Genomic DNA, 25,172 nt, shown 5'->3' on the forward strand with positions numbered 1-25,172 from the left:
GCCGGAAAACGGCCCCGTCACAACATTCTTGCCTGCACGCCTCCGTTCCCGGAGGCTAGCCCGTCCGCTGGGCCAGCGACTTGAGCATATCCTGGATGCTCTTGGTCACCGAGGAGATGGTCTCCAGCTTGGCGTTGTACTGCCCCATGGCGAACTGCAGCTCCAGCAGTTGCATCTGGTCCACCTCGCCGGAGGCGCTGATCTGGTCCATCTTGGCCTGCAGGGCCTGCCCGTCCTGGCTCAGCCCATTGGTGGCATTCTGGAACAGCTGGCCGATATCGATCCCGCCCGAACTTCCTATATTCATGATATTCTCCTGACTGATCCGCAATGCGGTCATCTTGCTCTTACGCTTTCTGCTGCCCGGCGCTGCGGCCGGAAGGGCCGCTCCTAAGCTGCGGGGACCGGCCACACCGGCCATCCGCAGTCTGCGGCGGCTTTCCCCGGATCAGCGGTTCAGCGTATCGTAGACACGCTCCGCCACTTTCTCCGCGGCATCCACGGCGGTCATGACCTGCCGGGCAACAGCCATCTCGTCTGACGTCATGCCGGCATCCATGGCGCGCTTGACGTCCGTCCGCATCTCGAACAGCTCCTCGCGAAGCTGCTTGAGGCCACGGCCCGAAGGATCTTCCGCCAGCATGTCAAAGGCTGATTCCATTTCCATCATTTACCTCTCAATCTGTGACTGACGACCTGGCTGCCGTTACGCAGGACAAGGACTTTGGTATCGATGCTCTCCAGGGTCCAGCCGCTGGGGAGCACGGCGCCTTCAAACAGGCGTCTGCCGTCGGCGGTAGTCACGAAACGCATGGGCGACATGGTGACACCGGTCACGCGCAGCCCGCCCAGGGGATCCCCGCCGGTACCGCCCGAAGGCCGGGCCGGTGTGGCAGCGGCGGGTTCACCGTCCCGGGAAGGTGTCAGGGAGCGCTCTGCAGCTGCCAGAGCGCCCGACGCCGACGAGGTCCCGTGCAACCGAACACCGAACAGCTCGCTGGCATCCTGACGGATGGCGTCCAGTTTTCTGGTGTCCTCCGGCCGGAAATCACCGGAAAAATCCACCCTGCCCGGCAGGTAGATGACCCGGACGCTCCCCAGACCTTCCCGCTGCAGGGCCGCATCCAGCACCGGCGCCAGATCCTTTTCGTAAACGATGTGCCGGTCCACCGCCAGCAGGCCCCGGACTTCGGCCTTGAGGGCCGTGAAAGCCGCTGCCTCCAGCAGCTCGTCCTTCATATAGGCCCTGACCTGCAAACGCGGATTGCCCTTGTTCTCCCACAGGACGACATCAGGATGGAAACCGCGGATACCAAGCGAACTGCGCACAGCACGCAGCATGTCTTCCTGTACGGCAACTTCCAGGTACACAGGGATATGCAAGCCACGTGCCATGTCACGCAAACGGATCATGGCAGCATCGTCCGCCACTGTCCCGCGGATCTCCACTCCGGGATCACGGCGGCTTACAGCCAGCCCGCGTATGCCGGCATCTTCAAGATATTTTTTAATGATCTCAGGATAATGTTCAGGATCAGAGTCCGCAGGCCTGACCATCAGCGACAACGCAAGCAGAAAAATCGCCACCAGTACCAGCAGCAAGGCCCGCCAGCCGACACGGCGAGCGGGAGAAGATTCCGGGACATCCGGCAACAGTGTTTCCGAAGCCCCGGCGTCCATGCCAAGATCATTGGCGGTCGGCAACAGCTCCGCTGTCTCCGTGACAGCGGGGACAGCCTCTGCCTCCGCGGACGCCGCTTCTTTGGCCCCGACGGTACGGGCGTGCGGGGACAGCTCCGGTACAAGGCTTTCCTGGGGGACTCCGGGACGGTTCCAGGCAAAACAGGTCGTGCCAAGATACCAGGCGCTCCCGGCTGCGGGGCGCAAGGGACCATCGGCCTCGGCGGGCTCCACGGGCTCTTCTCCCTGCAGGCGAAGGGGACCATCCAGGGGCGTCACGGCCAGTACGGGAAAGGCATTCTCTTCGGACGAAATGTCCAGAACGGCATGACGGGGAGCAAGACCGGTCAGGATGATGTCGCAGGCATCATCAGACCCGACGACCCAGCTTCCTTCCGTCAGTTCAACGCAGGCCCCCAGATGCGGCCCGGAAAAGACATACAGGCAGATGGCACTGCCCCGGCTGCAGGTCACTGCCGTCCTCCGGCAGAAACAGACGTGCTGCCGACAGGGGCCGGCACCGGCTGGGCCCCCGTGCTGGCAGGAGTCAGTATGGGCTGCGGCATGGTCGAATTCTGGATGCTCTTGTTGGTGGCGGGCACAGGCGCCGGCTGGGGCGTGACCGTCACAGAAGGTGCGGGCTGCACGTCCGGCGCCAGTTCACGGCGACGGGCACAACCGCCCACAGGCATCTCCTTGGGACGGCGTTCCTCATAGTCGGCCTGTGTCGGCGTCCGGCTGAAACGGGGGTCATCCACGCGGGACGGCACATTGGAGGCCGTATCCATGCGGACGATGCGCGGCGTGATCAGGATAAGACGCTCCATGCGCTGATGCTTTTTGCCCGTAGAACCGAACAGGCCGCCCAGGATGGGGATGTTCTTGAGGCCGGGGATGCCGGTCTCCGCATCGCTCTGGATCTCGTAATAATGTCCCCCGATGAGCAGGCTCTGCCCTTCTCCCACTATGGCCTGGGTATTGATCTTGGTCTGCTTGATGGGCGAAAGGTTGTTGGGATCCACGGAAAAAAGGCTGGAGCCGTCGTCCCGGTCGTCCTGCACGCTGACCATGAGCTTGATGCTGTCCGCCTGCCCCGGCAAGCCGGGGATGATGTGGGGCGTCACCTTCAGGACGGTCCCGGAGTCGATCTTGAACAGGTCGGAAGATTCGTTGCCCGATACGGGAACGTAGTAGGAGCTGGTATTTTCCAGCGAGGCCTGCACGTTGTCCATGGTCAGCACGGAAGGCTTGCCCAGCACGCGGGCCTGGCCGTCTTCTTCCAGAGCGGTGACGCGGGCCAGGAAGTAGTCCGAGCCGTAGGAATACAGGGTGGAATAGGAAAGGCCCCCGGCACTGGAAGCCCCGGCAGAGGGGAAGATGCCGCTGGTCGAAGTGCCCCCGGCACTGCCGCCGCCTGTCCAGTGCTTGCCGTAAGCACCGGCACCCGACCAGTTGACGCCGAAATCACGGGAGAAATCGCTGTCGATATCCACGATGGCTGCATGGATCTCCACAAGCTCCACAGGCTTGTCCAGATCGGCGATGACCTTGGCATAATAGCTCATGCGGTATTCGGCATCGGTCACCACAACGGCATTGACCCGGGGATCGGCGATGATGCTGGGCCCGGCAGTCGTCCCGGACTGATCCTTCCCGTTCTGGGGGACTGCCGGCGAAGCCTGGGACGTATCCGTCGAGGCGTTCATGGCGATCAGCCCTTTGCCCCGCAGACCTCCCTGCGCCGACGGCTGCACCGTCACCTGTGACCCGGTCAGCGGGGTCCCGTTGGCCATGGCCTGCAGGATGCTGGCCACACCGGGGATGGTCACGGTGGAATCCATGCTGTTGACTTTCATGTCTTCCGCCCAGGCGTACTTGAGCGGGAACACGCGCATGACGCTGCGGCTGCCCTGGGCATCCTCAAAGGCTTTCATGGCCCCGCGCAGCTGGTCCAGATAGATGGGCGGACCGCTGACCGAAAGCAGATTCTGGGCGTGCAGCAGCTTGACGGGCAGCTGCGGCGAGATCATGCCCGCACTGCGCAGCATGTCCCGCAAGGCGGCGGCCGAGACCGTAGACGGCGCTAGGAAGGCTTCCGCCTTTTCGCTGTCGTTCCAGAACGTCACCGTACGTCCCTGCATATACCAGCGCACCCCGAAGGCCGAGCGCATGCCGTTGAGGAACGTACGGGGGTCCACCTGCTCGAAACGGCCGCTCATCTGCCCCTTGAGGGCAGGACTACATACCGAGCCATAGCCCTCGGCGCGGGCAAAAGCGGAAAGGACCGTACAGATATTTTCATTGTCCGCATAATGAGAGAACGCCGCCCGGAACGGGAAGGCGCTGCGGGAAGACGCGCAAAGACCTTCTGTCGCCAGAAGGCAGCAGAAGATCCAGCACAGGCAGACAGCTACAAGGCGCTTCAATAGACGCCTCCGAAAAACGTACCCGACATGGAGAACATGGGAGGCAACTCCTCACGCGGCGAGTCCCCCAGGCTTTTTTTCCACCAGGCGAGGTCATTGAGGAAATCCCGGACAGCATCGTCGAACTCTTGCTGGGGTACGTCCACAGGCACCCGGGATTGCAATATCAGGCGCTCCCCGTCCAGGCCCCGGGCAGCCGCATCTTCCTGCCGTTCAAGGGCCACGACCGAGGCGCGCTCGCGGCAGATGCCGGCCTGCTGGCCTGCCACTTTGCGGAGCAGACTGTCCCGTCCATGTCCCGGCTCCGGCAGGGCGTGCAGGTCAGCCAGAAGGAAACACAAGCGCCCGTCGGGAGAAAAGACTTTCAGGTCAAGGCCATCCTCCAGCCGAAAGCTGTATGAACCGTCCTGTCCCGGACGGGGGGACTTCCAACCGGCCGTCACCGCAAGGGCACGGACCTTGTCATCCAGCGAAACCATAGGCAGTCCTGCATACGTCTTTCATGTCCAAACACAGTTCAACGGTACGCAAAAACAAGCGTCATCGTCAAACCTTTTCTTCCGGACCGGCGCGCCCTTACGGGCGCTGCCGGATCATCCCAGGATCTTGGTGCGCGTCTGGTTCATGTTGGCCTGCATGGAGTTCATGAAGTCCAGAGACTTGGAGACCAGATCCTTGAGCGCCTCGTTGGTCTGCTTGGTCTGCTCCATCATAGTGCGGATCTGCTCCTGCTGGGCTTCCAGACGCTTGGCCTCGGCAGACTGCATGCTCTGGCCGAACTCCCCGCCCGCCGTGAACATGCTTCCGGCCGAAGAAAGCATGGTATTGAACGACTGCGCAACTGCGGCCGTGAGCTGTCCGTCCGCGGCATTGCCGGCGCGCATGTTCAGTCCGCCGCTCGAGGATCTGCCCACACCGGCGGCAGCCACCCCCAGGCTGGCTCCACCGGCCGCCATGTTCACCACGGCCCCGGTCACGGCGCAGGCGAACTTCTGGATGGCCCCCGTCTCGATCTTGTCAGCCTGCTGTTCCATCAGGTCGACGATCTGCAATCCCTGCGCCTGGATGATGCTGCGGTTGGTGCGCCGCTGCTCTGCCGCATCCTTAAGGATCACGGAAGCGAACATGGCAGCGGGGCTGGGCAGGGCCACCCAACCGGACAGGTCCCCCGAATTATCTCCGGGCGACGCAAGGTCGGGCAGTTGGCTCCGCACGTCCTTGACGGCCGCGGTAAAGTCCTTGCCGGCCTGGATGGCATTGATCAGGGCCTCATCGACCTTGGCGGCGCTGACACCCTTCGCCTGGGCCTGCTCCAGCAGCCTGCTATACTCGACGGAGCTGTATCCCGCTGCATTCGTGATGATGGTGTCCATACTATCTCCCTTTTCAGGCATCAGGCCATGGCCGGATTGCCGCTGAGGATGGCCACATTGGCCTGCACACTTTCCTGGACGATGTCCGACACGGTCTGGAGCGTCTGTTCGGAGCGCTGCATCATCTGCTTGAGGTGCTCCACGTCCAGTTCATTGGCCATGGCGATGCGCTCCAGGATGGCCTGGAGACGCTTCTGCTGGGCCTGCAAGAAGCTGATATCCTTCTCGTTGGAGGCGGAAGCGATGGTAGTGGCCGACTGGGCGATGGTGTTCGCTCCACCGGCCATGGTGGCCACACGGGCCGTCCAGGAGGCCGCCTTCTGGATGGTCTGGGCCGTGTCCGAAACCGCCTTGGTGGCGGTCTGGGCCGCCTTACCGGCCGCGCCTGCCGCCCCGGCACCGAACGTGCACGCCGCCAGGACGATGGTGGTGGCGAGATCCACGGCGAACTTCGTCCACTGGATCGCCGTATCGCTGGCGCCGCACGCCTCCATGATCTTGCCTATGATGAATGCCGGACTGAAGCCGGCCTTGCCGCCCGAGGCCTCCTCCGTGATGGAGCTGGTCAGCAGCGCCAGGCTCGCGACGCCGACGGCGATGAGCGCCGCACCGGAACCTCCGGCCGCCAGGCCTACCGCACCGGCGGCGATCATGGCCACGGAGCCGATGGCCGCCAGTGCCATACCGATATACTTGAACGCCTTGAGCAGGCCATCCAGAAAACTCTGGCTCTTGGCCTTTTCCAGCTGCTCCTGGATGGACTTGAGTTTTTCGTCGTTGGCCATGGCGCGTTCCTGGGCGCGGGCCTCCAGCGAGGCCATACCGGCCTTGGTCTCGGTACGGCGCTGCTCGAAGCCCACAGCATCCAGCAGGGTCTCCAGAGAAAGGCCGCTCATGGTCAGGCCGGACAGCGAGACCGTGGTGCTGCTCTTCGAGGACGGCTCTTCAAGATCCGGCAGCAGCGAATCACCGCCTGCAGCCAGGAAGGAGCGCAGTGCGTTGAGGCTCTCTTCCAGATCCTTGACATCCAGGGCCTTGGTCGAACCTTGCTGGGTCGCCGCCAGTTGCAGCAGTGCGCTCAGATCGGCCGCGGGCGTCCCGGACTGTGTTCCCTGAACCATACTCATAGCATCACTCCTTGGACTGGGACAGCGTGGCAAGCAGGGCACGGATACGGTCATGGACGGCCTTGTGCGCGGGGATGGAGGCATCGCCCAAGCCCAGAGCGGCGCGGAAGGAAGCCGCCGCGTTCTCGCCATCCCCCAGCTTCAGATAGCACAGGCCGCCATAGTAGAACGGCGCGGGATCCTTGAGGCCGCCGGCCACACCGGCCATGCCGTAGGTATCGATGGCCTGCTGCCAGGCTTCCCGGGCCTGCAGACAACCGGCCAGACCCATCCAGTAACGGGGATCGTCGCCATCATACATGCACAGGCCGCGGAACATGCTTTCGGCATCCTTGTAGTTGCCCGCCTTGTACAGATTGTAGGCATAGGCATAGCCGGATTCCAGAGTATCCTTGCTGATGTTGAACACATCGGCCAGGGTGGCCCCCTTTTCCAGGGCGGCCTGGATGGTGTGGAATTCCTTTTCCGTGAACCCCGCCGCCCTGGCCATGTCCAGCAGGGCGGACTGGATGTCTTTTTCCTGTTCGGTGATCTGACTCATACTCGCTCCTTGGGGTGGATGCCGTCTGCCTGTCTGACGGCTACTGGCCACGGGCCAGACTGGTGAGGGTCTGGTTGGAGTTGGCGATCTGGGTGTTGGCGCCCTGCAGATAGGAGTTGTACTGGCCCATGTAGTCCTGGACGTAGACCATCTCCTGCTGGGTGCCGGTGCCCAGCTCTTCCAGACGGCTTTCCAGCGACGTGATGACCACGTCCCACTCGTCCTTGCCGAGGATATAGTCCCCGTCGCCGTTGGGGTATGCTAGTTTGTGGGCATCCATATAATCCACCATTTCCTGGGACATGGGATAGCAGTCCTTGCCTGTGACCGTGACGCCGTTGATGCTGGTCTTGCCCACTCCCGTACCGCTGTTACCGTCGGCCTGGGCCTGCCGGGCCTCGTTGAGCAGCTGGGAGACCAGCTTCTGCTCGTCCTGCGCCTTGGCGATGGCGTCCATCTTGTTCATGGCCTGGGTCTTGGCGGTCCCGGCCAGTTCCAGCTGCAGCTTGGCGAACATCAGCTGCAGGCTCGTGGTGGGGCCCAGTTCACCGAATGAAACAGAAGATGTCGAGGAAAAATTGACCTGGCTCATATCAGTTCCTTATGTCGGCCGCAGCCTATTGACCACGGGCCAGACTGGTGAGGGTCTGGTTGGAGTTGGCGATCTGGGTGTTGGCGCCCTGCAGATAGGAGTTGTACTGGCCCATGTAATCCTGGATATAGACCATCTCCTGCTGGGTATTGGTGCCCAGCTCTTCCAGACGGCCTTCCAGGGCCGTGATGGCCACGTCCCATTCATCAGAGCTGTGATTGTAGTCGCCGCCGGTCTTGTCATAGGCCAGGCCGTGCGCATCCATGTAGTCCACCATTTCCTTGGACATCAGGGTACAGTTCTTGGTGTTCTTTTCCGTCGTCCCGTTGGAATAGGTCTCGGACTGCGTGCCTGCGGCGATACCGGAGTTGGCATCGGCCTTGGCCTGGCGGGCCTCGTTGAGCAGCTGGGAAACGAACTTCTGCTCGTCCTGCGCCTTGGCGATGGCGTCCATCTTGTCCATAGCCTGGGTCTTGGCGGTCTCGGCCAGTTCCAGCTGCAGCTTGGCGAACATCAGCTGCAGGCTCGTGGTGGGGCCCAGCTCGCCAAGGGAAGAGGTGGCAGAGACATTATTGAAATCGACCTGACTCATATATACTCCTTAATTATGATACCCTGTTGGAAAAGAAGAAAATCAACATTCGGCACAGACGGCGTGAAGCCTGCTGCCCGTCCGCCTACAGGCGGACGATATTCCGGCGGCCGCCTCCGGGGATGCCGCCGGCAGCGGCCGGCCTAGCAGCGGTGCGGGCCTGGGCGGCACGGGCTTCACCGGCACGACGGGCTTCGGCCTCGGCTTCTTCGGCCATTTTACGCAGTTCGGGGGTCAGGGAAGCCGGATCCGTCTTTCCCTGTTCCGGCAGGCCGAGCTGCTTGCGCATGGCTTTTTCCTGGCTTTCCAGACGGGAAAACTCTTCACGGAGGGCGGCGAAATCTTCCATCTGCTTCTTCATATCCTGTTCCGTAAACGACATAACAAATCTCCTTTTGAGTGCGGTTGCAATTGGCAAAGCATAAAGCGTGCCATGCTTGTATTTGGCTAAAAACGCATCAAAAATGCCCAACAAAGCGCCCGATTGCCAACTTTTTTGATACTTCACTTTCTCCGATAAACAACAAAATTCCCGCAACACTCTCCCGGACAGGACTTTTTTACGAACAGGACGCCAGATCCCGCAGGGAGTACCCTTGCTGTTGCCACAGGCTCGTGCTACCAGAAATATGTGGCATGATTCTGGCATATCGCATATCGTGTTGCCAACATTTTTTTACGGGATCGGGAGGCGCAGTTCGTCATGAGCATCGATTTTTCCATTCAGCACTCCCAGGTGCAGCCCACGTCCCGCAATACGACGGCATCCTCCGCAGCCACAGGCTCGCTGTTCGGCAATACGGCCACCGTGGTGGAATCTCCCCTTTCCCTGCTGGCCGAGGCTGCCGAAGAACTGACCTTTGCAGTGGATACCACGGACGATTTCGAACTGGAGGAACGCAAGGAGCGGGACGAGATCAACGAGGCCATGGAGGAACGCATCAAGAAGTACCAGGAGATGATGCGTGAAGCCCGCGAGGTCCAGAAGACAAGGGATCTCAAGGGATTTCTGGACTCCCGGACCGAAAAGGAAGAAGCCCTGCGCCAGCTGCGCCGTTTCTTTCCCGACCCCTCCGAGGCATGGGCCGCCCTCAAGGACATCCAGGAAGAGCTGTCCGCCACCCCCGACACCTCGCCGGAGACTCTGCGTGTCCTGAACGAAGCTCTGGAAGAGCTGGAACGCACGGAAGGCCCCGCCATACGGGCCGGGATCAACGGCGCGCTCAATGCCCGGGGATTTGAAGGACTGGGCGATGCCGGCGCGCTGGGGAGCTTTTATCGGGAAACCGTCCGTCATTTTGAAGACGTCAACAGCCTCTACGACCATATCCAGAAGACGTACGGCAATAATTTTGAAGCCGCGCTGGACTTCCTCTACAAGGCACTGGCCAGCGACCTTGCGGCCGACGTGCCCAGTATGGAGACCAGCCATCTGGAGCACGTCAACGGCAGCCTGGGCGAGCTGCGGCAGCTGCAAAGCGCCCGCAGCCTGTGCGCCCGCCTGCTGGAACGCTGGAGCAGCATCCACGGGATCCGGCACTGTCCTCTGGACGATATAGCCCTGCTGGGCAAGGTGCTGGACCTGCGCAAGGAGCGCTACATCAGCGGCAGCCGCATCAGCCGCCTGGCCGAGGAAGCCGGTGCCCCGGACATCGAGCACAAGGTGCTTTTCCTTCAGGAGCTGCTCAACACTACGCGTTCCTTCGCCCCGTCCCTGTTCGACGGCAACGAGGGCCGCATGAAGGTGCTGGATGCCGTCCAGGATGCCGTGGACGCCGCCATCGCCGAGGAAGACGCCTGGCTGGCGGAACAGGGATAAGCCTTTGTCCAAGACATACGCGGAGATCTTATGCTGGACCACGAACTGAACGCTTTCGGCATGCGCATGGGCCTGCCCGGACTGGCCTTTTCACCGCAGGGGCTGGTGGCTCTTGATGTCAGCGGCATGGGGCGCCTGTATTTCGAAAAGCAGCAACGGCATGGCCAGGAAGAGCTGCTGGTCTATCTGGCCCGCCCCTTCCCCCCGCATGACAGCACGTTGCCCGAACGGGCCCTGGCCCTGTGCCATTACCGGCATGCACACGCTTTTTCCCTGACCGCCGGCATGAAAGGAGATACCCTGATCCTCCTGACCCGTCTGCCCGAACGGCAGACCACGGCCGCCCTGCTGGAAGAGGCCGTCATGGAGCTGGCCCGCGTCATGAACCATCTACAGGGAGCCTGATCATGGCAACATCCTCCATCAACCTGCTGGATCCCGGACTGGGGATACAGAACATCATGGACCCCGGGACGGCGGGGCACCTGCCTGATGCCCGTCCGCTGGCCTCCAGCGCCATGCGTGAAGCCGGTCTGGATGAGCTGTACAACAGCCGCAAGGCAGCCCAGCAGCTGGAGGCGGCCCTTTGTCCGCCCGTGGGCGACGGCTCCCTCCTCCAGCCCGAACTTTTCCATATGGAGCTGCAGGGCGCCCTGACGGCCCTCAGGGACAGCGACAAGCCCGCCGTGCGGGCTTTCGTGCGTGACGAGCTGGCGCCGCTGCTGGAGAACACCGAATTGCTCCGGGCCTATACCGGCCTGATGGTAGGAGGCTAGCATGGCGGAGGCCACCTCCCCGCTCACCACCGGCCAGGGCCGTGCCCTGCAGGTGCTGGGCCATCTTTTTCTGCGCATGGGGCAGTTCCAGCGTGCCCGCAAGCTGGCCCTGGCCCTGCTCGCCCTGGATCCCGCCGACCTCTGGGCCCGGCGCTGTCTTGCCGTGGCCTGGCTGGAGCTGGGCGATCCCGAGCGCGCCCTGGAACAGCTGGACCTCGTCCTGGCGGGCGGACCGCTGGCCTCCCGTGATGCCGTGCTGCATCTGCTCAGGGCCCGTGCCCTGTGGCAGGCGCAGCGCCCCGACGAGGCCCGCAATGCCCTCAATGCCTATCTTGCCGCAGGGGGAAGCCGCCTGTGAGCCTGTTCTCCGACGCACGCAACATCGTCTCCCTGACCACGCGCCACAGTGACCTGGCCCTGGTGGGCCTGCTGGTGGCCGTCATCGCCCTGATGATCATGCCCCTGCCCACGGCCCTGGTGGACACGCTCATCGGCGCCAACCTGGCCCTGTCCTTCGCCATCATGATGATGACCATGTATGTCAGGACACCGCTGGAGTTCTCCTCCTTCCCCACCATGCTGCTGTTCACCACGCTGTTCCGCGTGGGCCTGAACATCACCACCACCCGCCTGATTCTGCTCAACGCCGACGCCGGCGAGATCATCCAGACCTTCGGCGAGTTCGCCCTGGGCGGTAATTTCGTCGTTGGTGCCGTGGTCTTCCTGATCCTGACCATCGTGCAGTTCTTGGTCATCGCCAAGGGTGCCGAACGCGTGGCCGAAGTGGGCGCGCGCTTCACCCTGGACGCCATGCCCGGCAAACAGATGTCCATCGACGCGGACATGCGCGCCGGGGTCATCGACATGGAAGAGGCCCAGCGCCGCCGCGATGTCATCAGCCAGGAAAGCAAGATGTTCGGCGCCATGGACGGCGCCATGAAGTTCGTCAAGGGCGACAGTATCGCCGGCATGATCGTGGCCGTGGTGAACATCGTGGGCGGTACCGTCATCGGCATCACCCAGCACGGCATCTCTGCCGGGGAAGCCCTGGAGATCTACGGCATCCTGACCATCGGTGACGGCCTCGTCTCCCAGATCCCCTCGCTCATCATCGCCATCTCGGCCGGTATCCTCATCACCCGTTCCGGCGATACCCAGGAAGATGTGGGCGCGCAGATCGGCGGCCAGTTCTTCGCCCAGCCCAAGGCCCTGCTCATGGCGGGCGGGCTGATCTTCCTGTTCGCCCTCATCCCCGGTTTTCCCAAGCCGCAGCTGTTCGCCCTGGCCTTCGCCATCGCCGGGCTCGGCTACATCCTGGACAGGATACGTTCCGCCCCCGCGCCCCGGGATGCCCGCAAGGAGCTCAACCAGTCCCTCAAGTCCGCCACCCGCAAGGAACGCAAGGGGCGGCCCTCCGGTCCCCAGGACGACTTTGCCCCCACGGTCCCCATCATCCTCGACATTTCGGAGGGCCTGGCGGCATCCCTGGACTACGACAACCTCAACGACGAGCTCTCCGCACTGCGCCGTGCGCTGTATTTCGACCTTGGCGTGCCCTTCCCGGGCATCAACCTGCGCGTTTCCTCGTCCCTGTCGGGCCTGACCTACGAGCTCCAGGTCAACGAGATCCCCATGTCGCGCGGACATCTGGAACAGGGCATGGTGCTGGCGCGCGAAAGCGAGGACACCCTGCGCATGCTCGGCCTGGACGTACGGCGCGGAGAGAACTTCCTGCCCGATGTGGAAAGCCTGTGGATCCCGGCGGAAAAACAGGCCCTGCTGGAGCAGGCCGGACTCTCCTGTATGACCCACTCGCGCATCCTGGCCTATCACCTTTCCCTGATCCTGGCACGGCATGCCTCCAGCTTCATCGGCATGCAGGAGACAAAATACCTGCTGGACCGCATGGAAGAACGCGCCCCGGACCTAGTGCGCGAGGCCACCCGTCTGCTGCCCGTGCAGCGCATCGCGGAGATCTTCCAGCGTCTGGCCCAGGAACAGGTCTCCATCCGCGACCTGCGGAACATTCTCGAGGCCATCATCGAATGGAGCCCCAAGGAAAAAGATACCGTCATGCTGACCGAATACGTGCGCGGGGCCCTCAAGCGCCAGATCAGCTACATGTATTCACGGGGCCAGAACATGCTGCCGGCCATCCTTATGGATCCCTCGGTGGAAGAGACCATCCGCAAGGCCATCCGCCAGACATCGGCCGGGGCCTTCCTGGCGCTGGATCCCGACACCTCGCGCCGCTTCATCGCGGCCGTGGGAGCAGCGGCGGGCGATTACCGCAAGCATGTCCAGATGCCCGTCCTTCTGGCCAGCATGGACATCCGGCGCTATGTGCGCCGCCTTATCGAAGGGGAGCATTACCGCCTGCCAGTGGTCTCCTACCAGGAGCTCACCCCCGAGATCAGCGTCCAGCCCATGAACCGGATCCGCCTCTAGGAGCTAGGCATGGAACTTGCCATCGATTACGCCGTCAAGGCCCTGTACCTGGTCATGATCCTGTCCCTGCCGCCCATCATCGTGGCTTCGGTGGTGGGCATCGTGCTCAGCCTCATCCAGGCCATCACCCAGCTGCAGGAACAGACCCTGGCCTTCGGCGTCAAGCTGCTGGCCGTGGGCCTGACGCTCTTCCTTATGGGCAAATGGCTGAGCGGCGAGATATTGCGGTACAGCGAGGACATCTTCAACCGCTTCTACCTGCTCTGAACGGCAGGCCCGGATACGGCTGACGGAAGGGGTGCCCCCAGGATACGCCACGGACAGGACACGCATGGATTTTTCGCAATTTTTGCAGGAACTCGGGGTCTACGGGCACCTCACGGCCTTGCTGCTGGGCACGCCGCGGCTCTTCGCCCTGGTCACGGTGGCGCCCTTCCTGGGCTCTGCGGTGGTGATGGGCCAGATACGTCTGCTGCTGGTGCTGGCCCTGTACCTGCCCCTGCATCCCGTCATCGTCAGCCACCTGACCGACGAGATCACGCTTTCCGCAGCGCTCTCCCTGGCGGTGGGCGGCAAGCTGGCCCTGCTCCTGCTCAAGGAGGCTGTGCTCGGCCTGATGATCGGCTTTCTTGCGGGCATCGTCTTCTGGACCGTGCAAAGTGCCGGATTTTTCATGGACAACCAGCGCGGGGCCAGCATGGCTGAAGGAACGGACATCCTTTCCGGCGACCAGAGCAGCCCTTTGGGCCAGCTGCTGTTCCAGAGCCTGGTCTACATCTTTTATACTTCCGGGGCGTTCCTGGCCTTCGTGGGGCTGGTGTACGCCAGTTACGGCATCTGGCCGGTGACGCAGCTCCTGCCCCTGGATGTGCCCCAGGGAGCGCCCCTGTATTTTGCGGAAAAGGTCGGCTGGCTCATGGGGCACATGCTGCTGCTGGCCGGGCCCATCGCGGCAGCCTGTCTTTTGACCGACGTGGCCCTGGGCCTGATCAACCGTTTTGCGTCCCAGCTCAACGTGTATGTGCTGGCCATGCCCATCAAGTGCGGCATCGCGGCTTTCCTGCTGTGCTTCTATTTTGGACTGCTGCTGTCGCATGCACCGGAACTTTTTGATTTTACACGGGAATCCATCCTCAAGCTGAATAATCTCCTGCCGGGAGGGGAATGATGCCGCCATGCCCGCAGGCCATGACGGCAGATGCGGAGCGCGGGAGACTTTGAGCCTATGAGCAGCGAAAAAACAGAACAACCGACCCCAAAACGCCTGCGGGAGTCCCGGGAAAAAGGGCAGGTCGCCAAAAGCCAGGACGTGCCTTCGGCCCTGACCGTCATGGCGGTGGCCGTCTATCTGCTGGCCATGTCTTCCGACATGCTCAATACCTTGCTGGCCATGGGCGAGGCCCCCATGCTGCTCATGGACAGGCCGTTCGAGGAGGCCCTGCCCCTGGCCGTCACGTCCACCCTGCTCTGCGCCCTGCGTGTGGCCCTGCCGCTCATCGGCATGGTCATGGTCGTGGCCCTTTGTGCCAACATGATGCAGGTGGGGGTGCTGTTTTCCGTACAGGCCGCCATGCCCAAACTGGAAAACCTGAGCATGAACAAATGGTTCAAGCAGGTCTTTTCCCTCAAGAATCTGGTGGAGTTTCTCAAGAACATCATCAAGGTGCTGATCCTGGGCATCAATGTGTACATCATTTTTTCCGACTACATGCCGCAGCTGTTCCGCATCCCGCAGGGTGACATCGGCGACATGTGGCGCCTTCTCGGTTCCGTTTGCGGTGACCTTGTCCTTGTTTCGGCGGGCGTGTTCTGCGTCATCGCCGCCGCGGACTGGTGCTTCCAGAAGTGGCAGTTCAACAAGCAGCACATGATGAGCAAGGAAGAAGTCAAACGGGAATTCAAGGAAAGCGAGGGCGATCCGCTCATCAAGGGCAAGCGCAAGCAGCTGCACCAGGAGATGATCGCCCAGAACCAGATCGCCAACGTCAGGAAAGCGAAGGTGCTTGTGACCAACCCCACCCATTTTGCCGTGGCTCTGGACTATGAAAAAGACAGGACCCCCCTGCCCGTCATCCTGGCCAAGGGCCAGGGCGTGCTGGCCCAGCGCATGATCGAGACCGCCCGGGAAGAGGGCATCCCCATCATGCGCAACGTGCCGCTGGCACGCAGCCTGTACGAGCAAGGCACGGAAAACGCCTATATCCCCCAGGACCTCATCGGCCCCGTGGCGGAAGTGCTGCGCTGGGTGCAATCCCTGCGCCAAGGATAAGCCATGCACGAAAAGAACGCCCGAACCCTTGCCCTGCTGATACGCCTGTGCGACGACCTTGCCTGGGGTCGTCCCGCGGACGAGGATGCCCTGTTCGCCCTGACCCGGGAAGGCAGCTCCTCGCCGGAGCTGGAACGTCTGGCCGAGGCCTTCGGCATGATGATCGTCAAGGTGGAAGCCCGTGAATTCCACCGGGCGGAACTGCTGGAAAAGGTGGAACAGCTTTCGCAGGAGCTGGGAAAAAGCCGTCTGCGCCTGCACGAGGAGAACCGGCAGGTGGTGGAGACCCTGCAAAAGGAGTACAACGTCCGCCGCATCATCGGTCGCTGCCCGGCCATGCGCCAGGTGGTGGCCCAGGCCCTGGCCATCGCCCGGCGGCCCATCAACACTCTGATCCTGGGGCCTTCCGGCACGGGCAAGGAGATCTTCGCCAAGACCATCCATTACCACTCCCCCAGGCGTGATGCCCCCTTCGTGGCCGTCAACTGTACGGCCATCCCCGACTCCCTGTTCGAAAGCGAGATGTTCGGCATCGAAAAGGGCGTGGCCACCGGCGTCAGCGCCCGCCGCGGCCTGGTGGAAGAAGCTTCGGGCGGGACGCTCTTCCTTGACGAACTGGCGGACATGTCCCTGCCCAATCAGGCCAAACTGCTGCGCGTGCTCGAGGAACGGGAAGTCCTGCGCGTGGGCAGCGCCCGGCCCGTGCCCGTGGACATCAAGGTCATCGCGGCCACCAATGTGGACCTGCGGCAGGCCGTGGCCCGGGGGCGCTTCCGGGAAGACCTGTACTACCGCCTCAATGTGGCCGAGCTGACGCTCCCTCCCCTGCGCGAACGGGGCGACGACATCCTGCTGCTGGCCCGGCATCTGCTGGCCCAGCATGCGCACAATATGGAACGCGCTGCCCTGCCCCTGGCCCCGGCCACCCAGCAGTGCCTGCTGGCCTACGACTGGCCCGGCAATGTGCGCGAACTGAGCAACGAGATGGAACGGGCAGCGGCCCTTACCGTGGATACGGTCATCCGTCCGTCGGATCTTTCTCCCAAACTGCTGGCCGCCCTGGCGCGCCACGGCTGCATAAAGACAAGCGCCACCGCCCCCCGGGAACCGCTGCCGGACATCCGGACGACATTCAATCTGGAACAGGCGGAGCGCCTGCTGGTACAGCGGGCCCTCGACGCCTGCCAGGGCAACAAGAGCCGGGCGGCGGAACTGCTCGGCATCACCCGGGAAGGCCTGCGCAAAAAGCTGCTGCGCCTCGACAAGACGGCCCACGGCCATGACGGGGAGGAGGCATGAACGCAAGCCTGAGATTGCGGCTGGCCCTGCTGGTGGTCTGTTCCGTGGCCCTCACCGTCGCGCTGGTCCTCTACCTGACCTGGCAGCGGGTCGGGGAGACCATGATCGGGATGGAAGAAAAAAATTTCGCCACCCTGCTGCTGGTGGAAGAGGAACGGCTCAATACGGCCACCCTCAACCATCTGGCGGCCAAGGTGCGCTCCGTGCTCCTGCGCAAGGCGCAGCTGCGGGACACCTCCGCCCGCGTCCAGGCACTGCTGCGGGCCCTGGCCCCGCAACGTCCCGCGGGCAGCGGGCAGGCCCACCTCGTCCTGCAACCCCTGCTGTCCGCCATGGACGCCGCCAGCATCGCTCTGGTGGATGACGTCGACAGTATCCGCATGGAGATCCTGGATACGGAAAAACTCCGTAGCGGCCAGACGAGTCTTCTGGGCCTGTCGTCCAGTCTGCGGGATGCCAAACAGCGGCCCGTGCAGCGCCTGCTCAAACAGTTGTCCCGGGATGGTGATTTTGCCGTTTTTGACCTGCCCCGCCTCGTGGCCACCAACGAAGGCCGCATGGTCCCCTCCGGCACCTATCGCCCCGTGCTGACCTATTTCCTGCCTTTGGACGGCCACAGGCCGTCACGGGAGATCCTGGTCTCCATGATCCCCCTGGACGATCTGGAAAAGATGGCTGTCCGGGCCCAGACGCAACTGCTGGAGGACACGCGGGAAAAATTCAGGGAGATGTCCCTTTATCCCGGCGGGCTCGTGGCGCTGCTGGACGGTGACGGGCATATCCTGGTCTCCAGTGGTGACGGTCTTCTTCCTGACGGCCTCGACGCGGCCCGGGCAGAAGCCCGCCAGACGGGCATGGCCAAGGTCATCCTGCCGTCGGCACAGGGCGATATGCTCTGCCTGCTGGGCAGCATCCGGGCCTTTGGCTGGTATGTGGCCCTGACGGCCCCCCTGGACGAGATACGGGAGCCTTCCGACAGCCTGCTGGCCAGCCTGCTGGCCGTGAGCCTGCCCATCATGCTGCTGGTGGCTCTGGCGGCCCTGCTCATGCTCATCAGGACGCTGCGTCCCCTGAAACTGCTGACCCGCAAGACCCGTCAGCTGGCCGAAGTGGATTTTGCCGCCCCCGATGCCCTTGACCGGCTCGAGCCCCTCCTCAGCCAGGGGCTGCCGCTGGAACGTCGCGACGAGCTGGGCCAGCTGGCCCGGGCCTATGCCCATCTGGGCGGGGCCCTTACCACCAACATCCGCAATCTGATGGAGGCCACCGCCAGCAAGGAACGCATGGAGGGCGAGCTCTCCGCCGCACGCGAGATCCAGATGGGCATCCTCCCGCCCCCGGACGGAGCTCCCGAAGTGTGCGGTTTCCGGGCCTCGGCCTTTCTGGATCCCGCCAAGGAAGTGGGCGGCGACATGTACGACTTTTTCGTCACCAGCGACGGGCGGCGGGCCCTTGTCCTGGGAGACGTGTCCGGCAAAGGTGTCCCGGCGGCCCTGTTCATGTCCATGACCGTCACGCTCGTGCGCTACGCCCTCGTCTCCGGGCTCGATCCGGCGGCCGCCATGTCGCAGGTCAACGCCATGCTCGAGGCCCACAACCCGGGCAACATGTTCGTGACCCTCTTCCTGGCCCTGTATGACCCCCAAAGCGGTGAACTGAGCTACGCCAACGGCGGGCATTGCCCGCCCTACATCATCGATGCGGCCTCGGACGCCCCGCCCCGCATGCTGGACAAGCTGAGCGGCCCGCTGGTGGGCGTCATCCCGGACATGGAATACACGCTGTTCACGGATACCCTCAAGGAACAGGAGACCTGCCTGCTCTTTACCGACGGGGTGACCGAAGCCATGAACGGCGACAAGGAACTGTACGGTGAGGCCCGGTTGCAGGATTTCCTGGCCGCCCATCGCGGGGCCTCGCCCAGGGAACTGCTGACGCTCATTTTCTCGGAGCTTGTCCGCTTCCGGGGAGAAGAGCCCCAATCCGACGACATCACCATGCTGGCCTTCTGCCGCACGCACAGTGCGAGCGTGGCCCAACCTGCCTCTCCCCGGACATCCTCATGACCATGCCTTGCTCTTCGATGGACCAGCGCGCGCCCTTGGGCCGCATCCTGGCCGGATGGATCGCCATCCTCCTGTGCAGCCTGCTGCTGTACGATGCCCTGCTCTATTCCTCCTTGCGCACGGCCACACGGGAAGGGACGCAGGCATCGGCCAGTGTGGCGGCCACGGCCCTGAAAAGCCGTATGGCCATAGGGATCCGCTTTGGCAAAAAGCTGGAGACCTACCACAATATCGACCGTCTGCTGGCCAGTGTGGGCCAGGCTGCCGACATGCCGCTGGCCGTACTGGATGCCCGGGGCATGGCCCTGCATCACTGGGGGCGCTTCCCGCTTTTGCCGGACATCAGCGACCGCCTGCCGAAAACGGGAACAGAGGCTGTCCTTTCCCTGAAGGACGGGGAACTGCTGCTGGCCCCCGTCGCGGACAGGGACGAGCACATCGTGGGCCATATCGCGGTCTGGATGCCTTCCCGCAATCTGGATGCCACACTCAGGGACCTTTTCCGGCAGCAGCTGCTCTTTCAGGGCGGGCTGGCACTGGCAGGGATACTGCTTTTGTCCCTCTGCCTCGGCCTGCGTCGTTCCGGTGGTATGCCCCGCAATCTGTGCATCGCCATTTTCCTGCTGCTCATGCTGGGCAATGGGGCCCTGGCCCTGCATGCCGTCAGCCGGCAATATACGCAGGGACTCAGGAACGATGCCGCGCATACCGGCGCCATCCTGACCGAGGACCTCAACCGCCTGCTGCTGGTGGGTGTCTCCCTGGACGATACCAGCCGCCTGTCCGCCTATCTGACCCGGGCCGCCACCGCCCACGGTGACGATCTTGTCCTGGAGGTCCTGGCGCCTTCCGGCAAAGTATTCGCATCGAGCCACGCTTCCGGCCCCCTTCCCGAACTTTTGCCGCCCGGCGAGGAATTCCCCCTGCTGGAGCTGGCCTCGGCCTTTTCCGTCAGCGGGGATTCGCCGGAGCAGGGCTGGAAACTGCGGGCCACCCTCGCGCGCGGTCCCTGGCTGGAGCGCCTGATCGCCAACGGGCTGGACATCCTGGCCCTGGTGGCCATCTCCCTCATCTTCATGGTGGAGATGTTCCTGCTGCTCTCCCGCAGTCTGGAAGCCCGCCTGCAGGGAACGACGCAATCCCACGCTCACCGCAGCGCCCTGTTCCGCCCGCTGATGTTCGTCTTCATCCTGGCCATGGACATGACCATTTCCTTCATCCCCCTGCGCATGGCCGAACTCACCACCACGAGCATACTCCCGCGCGACGTACTGCTGGGCCTGCCCATCTCCGCGGAAATGGGTATGACCGGCCTCAGCGTGCTCATCGCCGGGACATGGATGAAGCGCAAAGGGGCCCGGCCGCCCCTCATGACGGGCATCATCTGTATGGCCCTGGGCTATCTGGCCTCCATGCTGGCCTGGACCCCCTGGCTTTTCATCGCCGCCCGGGCGCTGGTGGGACTGGGCTACGGCCTTTCCCTGCTCACTGCCCAGGCCTACACGGTGCGAGACGGCAAACTGGCCGACATGTTTGCCGGTGTCTATGCCGGATCCCTGTGCGGCAGCGCCCTGGGGGCCATGCTGGCCGAACGTCTGGGCTACGGTCCCGTTTTCGCCATCTCCGCCGTCATCCTGGCCTGTCTGGCCCTGGTGCCCCTGCGTCTGCTGCGCGGACAGGAAAAGCAGGAGGACGTCCGGGAAGAAGCCCCGGCCGCCAGACTGACGCTGCCGCAGATCCGCCGCCTGCTGGCGGACCGCCACTTCCTGGCTTTCATCCTGCTGGCTCTGCTGCCCTCGACCCTGCTCTGCGTGGGTTTCCTCAACTACTTTTTGCCTGTCTTCCTCAAGCAGGCCGATGTGGCCCAGTCCAACATCGGACGCATCTACATGCTCAACTGCCTCATCGTCATCTACAGCGGTCCCCTTTTCGCCCGTCTGGTCGGCAACAGCCTGCACAAAGGCCCGCTCCTTTTCTGGGCCGGCATCCTCTCGGCCCTGTCCGTGGCCTGTTTCTGTTTCCTTCCTCCCCTGCCGGCTTCGGTGGCGGGCTCCATCCTGCTGGGACTGGCCACCGGTCTCAACATCCCGGCCCAGAGCGAATTCCTGCTGGAACTGGACATCGCCCGGGCCATCGGTGTGGATCAGGCCATGAGCCTGCTGGATGCCCTGCAACGCGTGGGGCAGGTCATCGGCCCGGTCTGCGTGGGGGCTGTCATGGCCATCATGAGCGTGGATGACGCCGCCCGCTGGGCAGGCATCATCCTGGTGGCCATTTCCCTTCTTTTCCTGTTGCTGGTCCGCCCGGCCCGCCATTCGGGAGACAGGGCATGACCTCCGCCCGGGACTGGATCCGCAGCCGTTGCCCGGAGGCATTGGCTGCCTTCGAACAGGCAGGAGCGCAGACACTGGCGGACTATGCGGCAGGCTTTGGCGCGGGTGCCGCCCTGCCCAGGCCGCCGCAAGCCGCTGACGACCTTGTGGAACTGGCCGCCGCGACCTGCGCCCGGCTGTATTCGCCTGATCTGGGGCAGGCCCTGCGCCGTGAACTGGAGAGCGATTTCCATGTCCTCACGGCCAACCATCACGGTGTGGATTTCCACCCGGAATTCTTCCAGGGCGATTTGCTGTTCGCCATGAGCTGCCGTCACGCCGTGCCCCTGTTCAACTGCGGCGCTGTCCCGGCCAACAACGTGGCGTATCCTCGCGGCATCCTGCTGGGATGCGGCACCCCGGAAGAGGTGAGTTTCCGCAGCCGCAAACTGCCCATCCTGCCGGGAAGGGACCGGCATGGGCTCATCAGCGTGCGCCCGGCGTTCACCGCCGCCGAGGTCACCCTGCCCTCGCAGCTTTCCGGCCAGCCGGAAGAGCCGCATGCTCTGGACCGTCTTGTCCAGGCCGTCTACCGCCATCCCCGCGTCCTGGAACAGCAGACATTCCGGGATCAGGCCAGCCTCATGAATGCCCTGCTGTGGCAGCAGGTCATCCCGAAAAGCTGTGATCTCCCGCCGCTGGTCTCGCTGGACATGCAATGGCTGTGCGGCCGCCTGATCACGGCCGATCTGGAACAGCCGGACAGCCTTGTCCGGCACCTGCTCCTGCATCCGCCCCTGGCCGCTGCTATCTGGGATGCCCTCAACGGGCAACGGGCCTGCTGGACCGGGGATGCGCAGGGCCTGCAGCGAGGCACCTTCCTGTTCTGGGGCGTAGACGGCAAAGGCCGGGCCCTGGCCCTGCGGCCTGCCCGTGATTTCCGCTCGCTGGTGGCTGTCCGGGATGCAGGCTGGCGCCTGCCGCTGGATGCCCGGACTCTGGGCAGGGCCCTGTCGGAAGAGCGCATCCTCCCCTCGCTTTTCCTTTATTTCGCCACCGTGACGGCGGCCAGGGGCCTGCGCTGTGCCGGAGGCATCTTCCAGACCTCGTACCTGCCGCGCATGATCCAGGGCATCTGTACGGCTCTGCGGCACTGCGGTGCCGACGGGCTGGCCACGCGCATCGCCGGGGCATTCCGGCCCTGTCCGCCCTGCACGGGGCTGCTGCCCCTGCGTCTGCCCTGCCCTGACGGCCCGTTGCGGCAGACCGGCCGGGGAGCCGGCGCCGCGGACCTCTGGCTGGCCGGCGGCCTTTCTCCTGCCCTGTGGCAGTCACTGCGGCACAGCCGGGTCGATCATGCCCTGGCAGCCTCGCTGCCGTATCATTATGAAGACCTGTCCGCTCAGGAGATGCGACCGCTGCTGCTGGACAGCCTTTTGCAACAGGCCCCGCCCATCGGGAGCCTGCCCTTCCTTGCGCCTTTTCCCCTGGAGATGCCTCATGCCTGAACTGGAGATAAATCTGGATGCCCTGGCCCATAATCTGCGTCTTGTGCGGCGCCAGGAACAGGCCTGGGGCTTCCGTTTCCTGCCGGTACTGAAGATGGTGGCTTCCCACCCGGACGTCGTCGATTTCCTGCGTACGCAGGGCTATGCCCGCTACGGCATCGCGGACATGACGGAGCATCTTCTGTACGGACAGGAACCGCCTGCACGCACAGGGCGCGTCCTGATCAATCTGGCGCCCCCGGACAGGGCGGATGACGTCGTCCGCCTGTTCGAACGCAGCGCCTTTTCCTGTGAGACGACCTTCCGGGCCCTGGATGCTGCTGCCCGTGCCGCGGGCCTGCATCACGAGGCCCTGCTCATGGTGGATATAGGCGACATGCGCGAAGGGATCCCGCAAGAAGATGCCCCCGCCCTGCTGCGGGCCGTGGCGACCGCATCGCAGCGTGCGGCCCATGGCCCGGGCGCCCATGTGGCGGGCATCGGCGTCAATCTCGGCTGCCTGTACGGGACATGCCCGGACGACGAGAACATGGCCCTGCTCGAAGCCCTGGCGGCCCGGGCAGGCGCCCTGCTGGGGCATGCCCTGCACCGGGTCAGCCTGGGCGGGAGCATCTTCTGGAACTGGTTCGCCCGCCGTCACGGGCATGGACCGCATCTGCCGCCCGGCTGCATCATGGAATTCCGCATGGGGGATCCCCTGCTGCTTGGCCGGGACATGTACCGGGACGAAACCCTGCTGGCCGGGGACTTCCGGCAGGATATCTTCCGCCTGTCGGCCACGGTGCTGGAAGTGACGGAACGGGACATCCGTCCGCCCCGACAGAGCGTCCACAACGGACGGGGGCTGCACGCCGACTGCCCTGATCTGGGGAAACGGCTCCGGGCACTGGTGGACTGCGGCAGTCTGCATACGGACGTCCGGGGCCTGTCCCTGGCCCGCCCGGACTGGCGGATATCCGATTTCAGCGGCAATTACGCCATCCTGGACTTGAGTGGCTGCCCGCAGGCTCCCGTGCCGGGAGAACATGTCCGGTTCATCCCGTCCTATTGGGCCGTGGCCCGTACCTGCCGTATGCCCCACATCCGCAAGACCCTTATCCACGATAGTCTGCCGGGACGAGCCCTTTCCGACTCCCGGCCCGCCTCTCCCCAGCAGGAGACGGCGCCCCTTTCGGAGGTTTCATGAAGACGTCACGCTATGTTGCCCCTGTGCTTGCCTGCCTGCTGCTCCTGCCCCTGCTGCTCCGGGACTGCGCCTTTGCCGCCCCTGCACAGGACAATCCTGACGAAGAAAAGATATGGCGGGTGATCTATGTGGAAGGCGGCCCCTTTTCCGATTACCAGCGTATCTTTCAGGGACTGGCCCTGGGGCTGGAAGAACGAGGACTGATCGAGAACGGGCATGTGCCCCTGCCCAAGGACAGCGAAGAAGCCCGCGGCATGTGGGAATGGCTGCACCAGCATGCAGGCGGCAAACGTCTTGTCTTTCTGGCGGACGGTTTCTACTCCGCGAACTGGGACAGCCAACAGCGGGAAAAAGTACGCCAGGAGGTCCTGCGCCGCATCCGGGAAAAGAAGGACGTGGACATGGTCCTAGCCTTCGGCACCTGGGCCGGACAGGATCTTGCCGCGCAGGATCTGCCTGTTCCGGTCATCGTCTCGTCCGTGACCAATGCGGTGGACGCAGGCATCATCCCCTCGGTGGAAGATTCGGGGCGGGACAATCTGGTGGCCCCCATCGAGCCTGACCGCTTCAAGCGCCAGGTCCTGCTCTTCCATGACATCTTCGCCTTCCAAAAGCTCGGCATCGCCTACGAAGATACCCCGGCCGGCCGCGGCAGCATCGCCCTCAACGAGATCGAGGATGCCGCCAGGGAACTGGGGATCACCCTGCTGCGCTGTACCGATACCTTCGACATCCAGGACACGGACCTGGCCTCGGAGCGCCTGCTGGCCTGTCATAAAAAACTGGTGGACCAAGGGGCCGAGGCTGTTTACCTCACGTATAATGTCGGTCTGCAGGCCGGTGCCATGCGCAGGGTGCTGCAGCCGCTGGCGGATGCGCATGTCCCCACCTTTTCCCAGCTGGGCGCACCGGACGTGATCCACGGGGCCCTGCTGAGTGTGGCGCAATCCAATACGGCCGAAGAAGGCCGCTTCAGCGCCGGTCTGGTGGAGGCCATCCTCAAGGGCGCACGCCCGCGTGATCTCTCGCCGGTCTTCGAAAGCCCCGTCAGCATGGCTCTGAACCTTTTCATGGCCACGCTCATCGGCTGGAACCCGCCGCTGGAAGTGCTGGCCGCCGTGGACGAATTCTATCAGGAGATGAAGTAGCCACAGCCCC

The 25,172-nt window shown here is 63.7% G+C and carries 25 protein-coding genes; 14 read left to right on the forward strand and 11 right to left on the reverse strand.

The window, feature by feature from the left end; translation table 11 throughout:
• Window positions 1–55: 55 nt before the first annotated feature.
• From ACQRCJ_RS09310 to ACQRCJ_RS09360, 11 genes are all read right to left on the reverse strand, one after another.
• On the reverse strand, window positions 56–307 hold the full coding sequence (locus ACQRCJ_RS09310) for an EscF/YscF/HrpA family type III secretion system needle major subunit (RefSeq protein WP_040369130.1): 252 nt from the start codon (window positions 305–307) through the stop codon (window positions 56–58).
• Window positions 308–448: 141 nt separating this feature from the next.
• The gene (locus tag ACQRCJ_RS09315) at window positions 449–667 is read right to left on the reverse strand and encodes a hypothetical protein (protein WP_239463787.1); all 219 of its coding nucleotides are present in this window, start codon (window positions 665–667) and stop codon (window positions 449–451) included.
• Window positions 667–2,154 carry a type III secretion system inner membrane ring subunit SctD gene (gene sctD / locus ACQRCJ_RS09320; RefSeq protein ID WP_427799673.1) on the reverse strand — a complete coding sequence of 496 codons (1,488 nt, stop codon included), beginning with the start codon at window positions 2,152–2,154 and terminating at the stop codon, window positions 667–669. The genes ACQRCJ_RS09315 and sctD overlap by 1 nt, the downstream gene beginning before the upstream one ends.
• On the reverse strand, window positions 2,151–4,106 hold the full coding sequence (sctC, locus tag ACQRCJ_RS09325) for a type III secretion system outer membrane ring subunit SctC (RefSeq protein ID WP_303955969.1): 1,956 nt from the start codon (window positions 4,104–4,106) through the stop codon (window positions 2,151–2,153). Before sctC ends, sctD begins: the two co-directional genes overlap by 4 nt.
• The gene (locus ACQRCJ_RS09330; RefSeq protein ID WP_168934954.1) at window positions 4,103–4,585 is read right to left on the reverse strand and encodes a type III secretion system chaperone; all 483 of its coding nucleotides are present in this window, start codon (window positions 4,583–4,585) and stop codon (window positions 4,103–4,105) included. The genes sctC and ACQRCJ_RS09330 overlap by 4 nt, the downstream gene beginning before the upstream one ends.
• Window positions 4,586–4,699: 114 nt before the next feature.
• Entirely contained in the window at window positions 4,700–5,479 is a 780-nt protein-coding gene (locus ACQRCJ_RS09335; protein WP_168934955.1) for a hypothetical protein, read from the reverse strand.
• 20 nt (window positions 5,480–5,499) lie between these two features.
• Window positions 5,500–6,606 carry a hypothetical protein gene (locus ACQRCJ_RS09340; RefSeq protein WP_168934956.1) on the reverse strand — a complete coding sequence of 369 codons (1,107 nt, stop codon included), beginning with the start codon at window positions 6,604–6,606 and terminating at the stop codon, window positions 5,500–5,502.
• A gap of 4 nt (window positions 6,607–6,610) precedes the next feature.
• On the reverse strand, window positions 6,611–7,147 hold the full coding sequence (locus ACQRCJ_RS09345) for a SycD/LcrH family type III secretion system chaperone (RefSeq protein WP_168934957.1): 537 nt from the start codon (window positions 7,145–7,147) through the stop codon (window positions 6,611–6,613).
• Window positions 7,148–7,187: 40 nt separating this feature from the next.
• Window positions 7,188–7,739 (reverse strand): USH1C-binding protein 1, encoded by a 552-nt coding sequence (locus ACQRCJ_RS09350; RefSeq protein ID WP_168934958.1) that lies wholly within the window; start codon window positions 7,737–7,739, stop codon window positions 7,188–7,190.
• 25 nt (window positions 7,740–7,764) lie between these two features.
• Complete coding sequence (locus tag ACQRCJ_RS09355; protein ID WP_168934959.1) at window positions 7,765–8,331, reverse strand: USH1C-binding protein 1; 567 nt, start codon at window positions 8,329–8,331, stop codon at window positions 7,765–7,767.
• A gap of 85 nt (window positions 8,332–8,416) precedes the next feature.
• Window positions 8,417–8,839, reverse strand: coding sequence for a hypothetical protein (locus ACQRCJ_RS09360; protein ID WP_240937643.1), 423 nt, complete (start codon window positions 8,837–8,839; stop codon window positions 8,417–8,419).
• Window positions 8,840–9,034: 195 nt separating this feature from the next.
• Here ACQRCJ_RS09360 and sctW point away from each other — a divergent pair, with 195 nt between their 5' ends.
• From sctW to ACQRCJ_RS09430, 14 genes are all read left to right on the forward strand, one after another.
• Window positions 9,035–10,150: a type III secretion system gatekeeper subunit SctW gene (sctW, locus tag ACQRCJ_RS09365; protein ID WP_427799674.1), complete on the forward strand. Its 1,116-nt coding sequence runs from the start codon at window positions 9,035–9,037 to the stop codon at window positions 10,148–10,150.
• Between the two features lie 30 nt (window positions 10,151–10,180).
• Window positions 10,181–10,555, forward strand: a complete 375-nt coding sequence (gene sycN, locus ACQRCJ_RS09370) for a type III secretion chaperone SycN (RefSeq protein ID WP_168934961.1) — start codon at window positions 10,181–10,183, stop codon at window positions 10,553–10,555.
• Window positions 10,556–10,557: 2 nt separating this feature from the next.
• Window positions 10,558–10,926 (forward strand): type III secretion protein, encoded by a 369-nt coding sequence (locus ACQRCJ_RS09375; RefSeq protein WP_168934962.1) that lies wholly within the window; start codon window positions 10,558–10,560, stop codon window positions 10,924–10,926.
• Window position 10,927: 1 nt separating this feature from the next.
• Window positions 10,928–11,284, forward strand: a complete 357-nt coding sequence (locus ACQRCJ_RS09380) for a tetratricopeptide repeat protein (protein WP_168934963.1) — start codon at window positions 10,928–10,930, stop codon at window positions 11,282–11,284.
• Entirely contained in the window at window positions 11,281–13,374 is a 2,094-nt protein-coding gene (sctV, locus tag ACQRCJ_RS09385) for a type III secretion system export apparatus subunit SctV (protein ID WP_168934964.1), read from the forward strand. Before ACQRCJ_RS09380 ends, sctV begins: the two co-directional genes overlap by 4 nt.
• Before the next feature lie 9 nt (window positions 13,375–13,383).
• Window positions 13,384–13,641 carry a type III secretion system export apparatus subunit SctS gene (gene sctS, locus ACQRCJ_RS09390; protein WP_006004747.1) on the forward strand — a complete coding sequence of 86 codons (258 nt, stop codon included), beginning with the start codon at window positions 13,384–13,386 and terminating at the stop codon, window positions 13,639–13,641.
• Window positions 13,642–13,705: 64 nt separating this feature from the next.
• Window positions 13,706–14,542 (forward strand): type III secretion system export apparatus subunit SctT, encoded by an 837-nt coding sequence (gene sctT, locus ACQRCJ_RS09395; protein WP_168934965.1) that lies wholly within the window; start codon window positions 13,706–13,708, stop codon window positions 14,540–14,542.
• 57 nt (window positions 14,543–14,599) lie between these two features.
• Entirely contained in the window at window positions 14,600–15,643 is a 1,044-nt protein-coding gene (gene sctU, locus ACQRCJ_RS09400) for a type III secretion system export apparatus subunit SctU (protein ID WP_168934966.1), read from the forward strand.
• Window positions 15,644–15,646: 3 nt separating this feature from the next.
• Window positions 15,647–16,942, forward strand: a complete 1,296-nt coding sequence (locus ACQRCJ_RS09405) for a sigma-54 interaction domain-containing protein (RefSeq protein WP_168934967.1) — start codon at window positions 15,647–15,649, stop codon at window positions 16,940–16,942.
• Window positions 16,939–19,008: a SpoIIE family protein phosphatase gene (locus ACQRCJ_RS09410; protein ID WP_168934968.1), complete on the forward strand. Its 2,070-nt coding sequence runs from the start codon at window positions 16,939–16,941 to the stop codon at window positions 19,006–19,008. The genes ACQRCJ_RS09405 and ACQRCJ_RS09410 overlap by 4 nt, the downstream gene beginning before the upstream one ends.
• A complete protein-coding gene (locus tag ACQRCJ_RS09415; protein ID WP_303955965.1) occupies window positions 19,005–21,341 on the forward strand; it encodes an MFS transporter in 2,337 nt (778 codons plus the stop codon). Before ACQRCJ_RS09410 ends, ACQRCJ_RS09415 begins: the two co-directional genes overlap by 4 nt.
• Window positions 21,338–22,828: a hypothetical protein gene (locus tag ACQRCJ_RS09420; RefSeq protein WP_303996188.1), complete on the forward strand. Its 1,491-nt coding sequence runs from the start codon at window positions 21,338–21,340 to the stop codon at window positions 22,826–22,828. Before ACQRCJ_RS09415 ends, ACQRCJ_RS09420 begins: the two co-directional genes overlap by 4 nt.
• Window positions 22,821–24,014, forward strand: a complete 1,194-nt coding sequence (locus tag ACQRCJ_RS09425; protein ID WP_427799675.1) for an alanine racemase — start codon at window positions 22,821–22,823, stop codon at window positions 24,012–24,014. The genes ACQRCJ_RS09420 and ACQRCJ_RS09425 overlap by 8 nt, the downstream gene beginning before the upstream one ends.
• On the forward strand, window positions 24,011–25,162 hold the full coding sequence (locus ACQRCJ_RS09430) for an ABC transporter substrate binding protein (protein ID WP_303996184.1): 1,152 nt from the start codon (window positions 24,011–24,013) through the stop codon (window positions 25,160–25,162). The genes ACQRCJ_RS09425 and ACQRCJ_RS09430 overlap by 4 nt, the downstream gene beginning before the upstream one ends.
• Window positions 25,163–25,172 lie beyond the last annotated feature (10 nt).

The organism is Desulfovibrio sp. SGI.102, assembly GCF_050314315.1.
In the GTDB taxonomy this organism is placed as follows: domain Bacteria; phylum Desulfobacterota; class Desulfovibrionia; order Desulfovibrionales; family Desulfovibrionaceae; genus Desulfovibrio.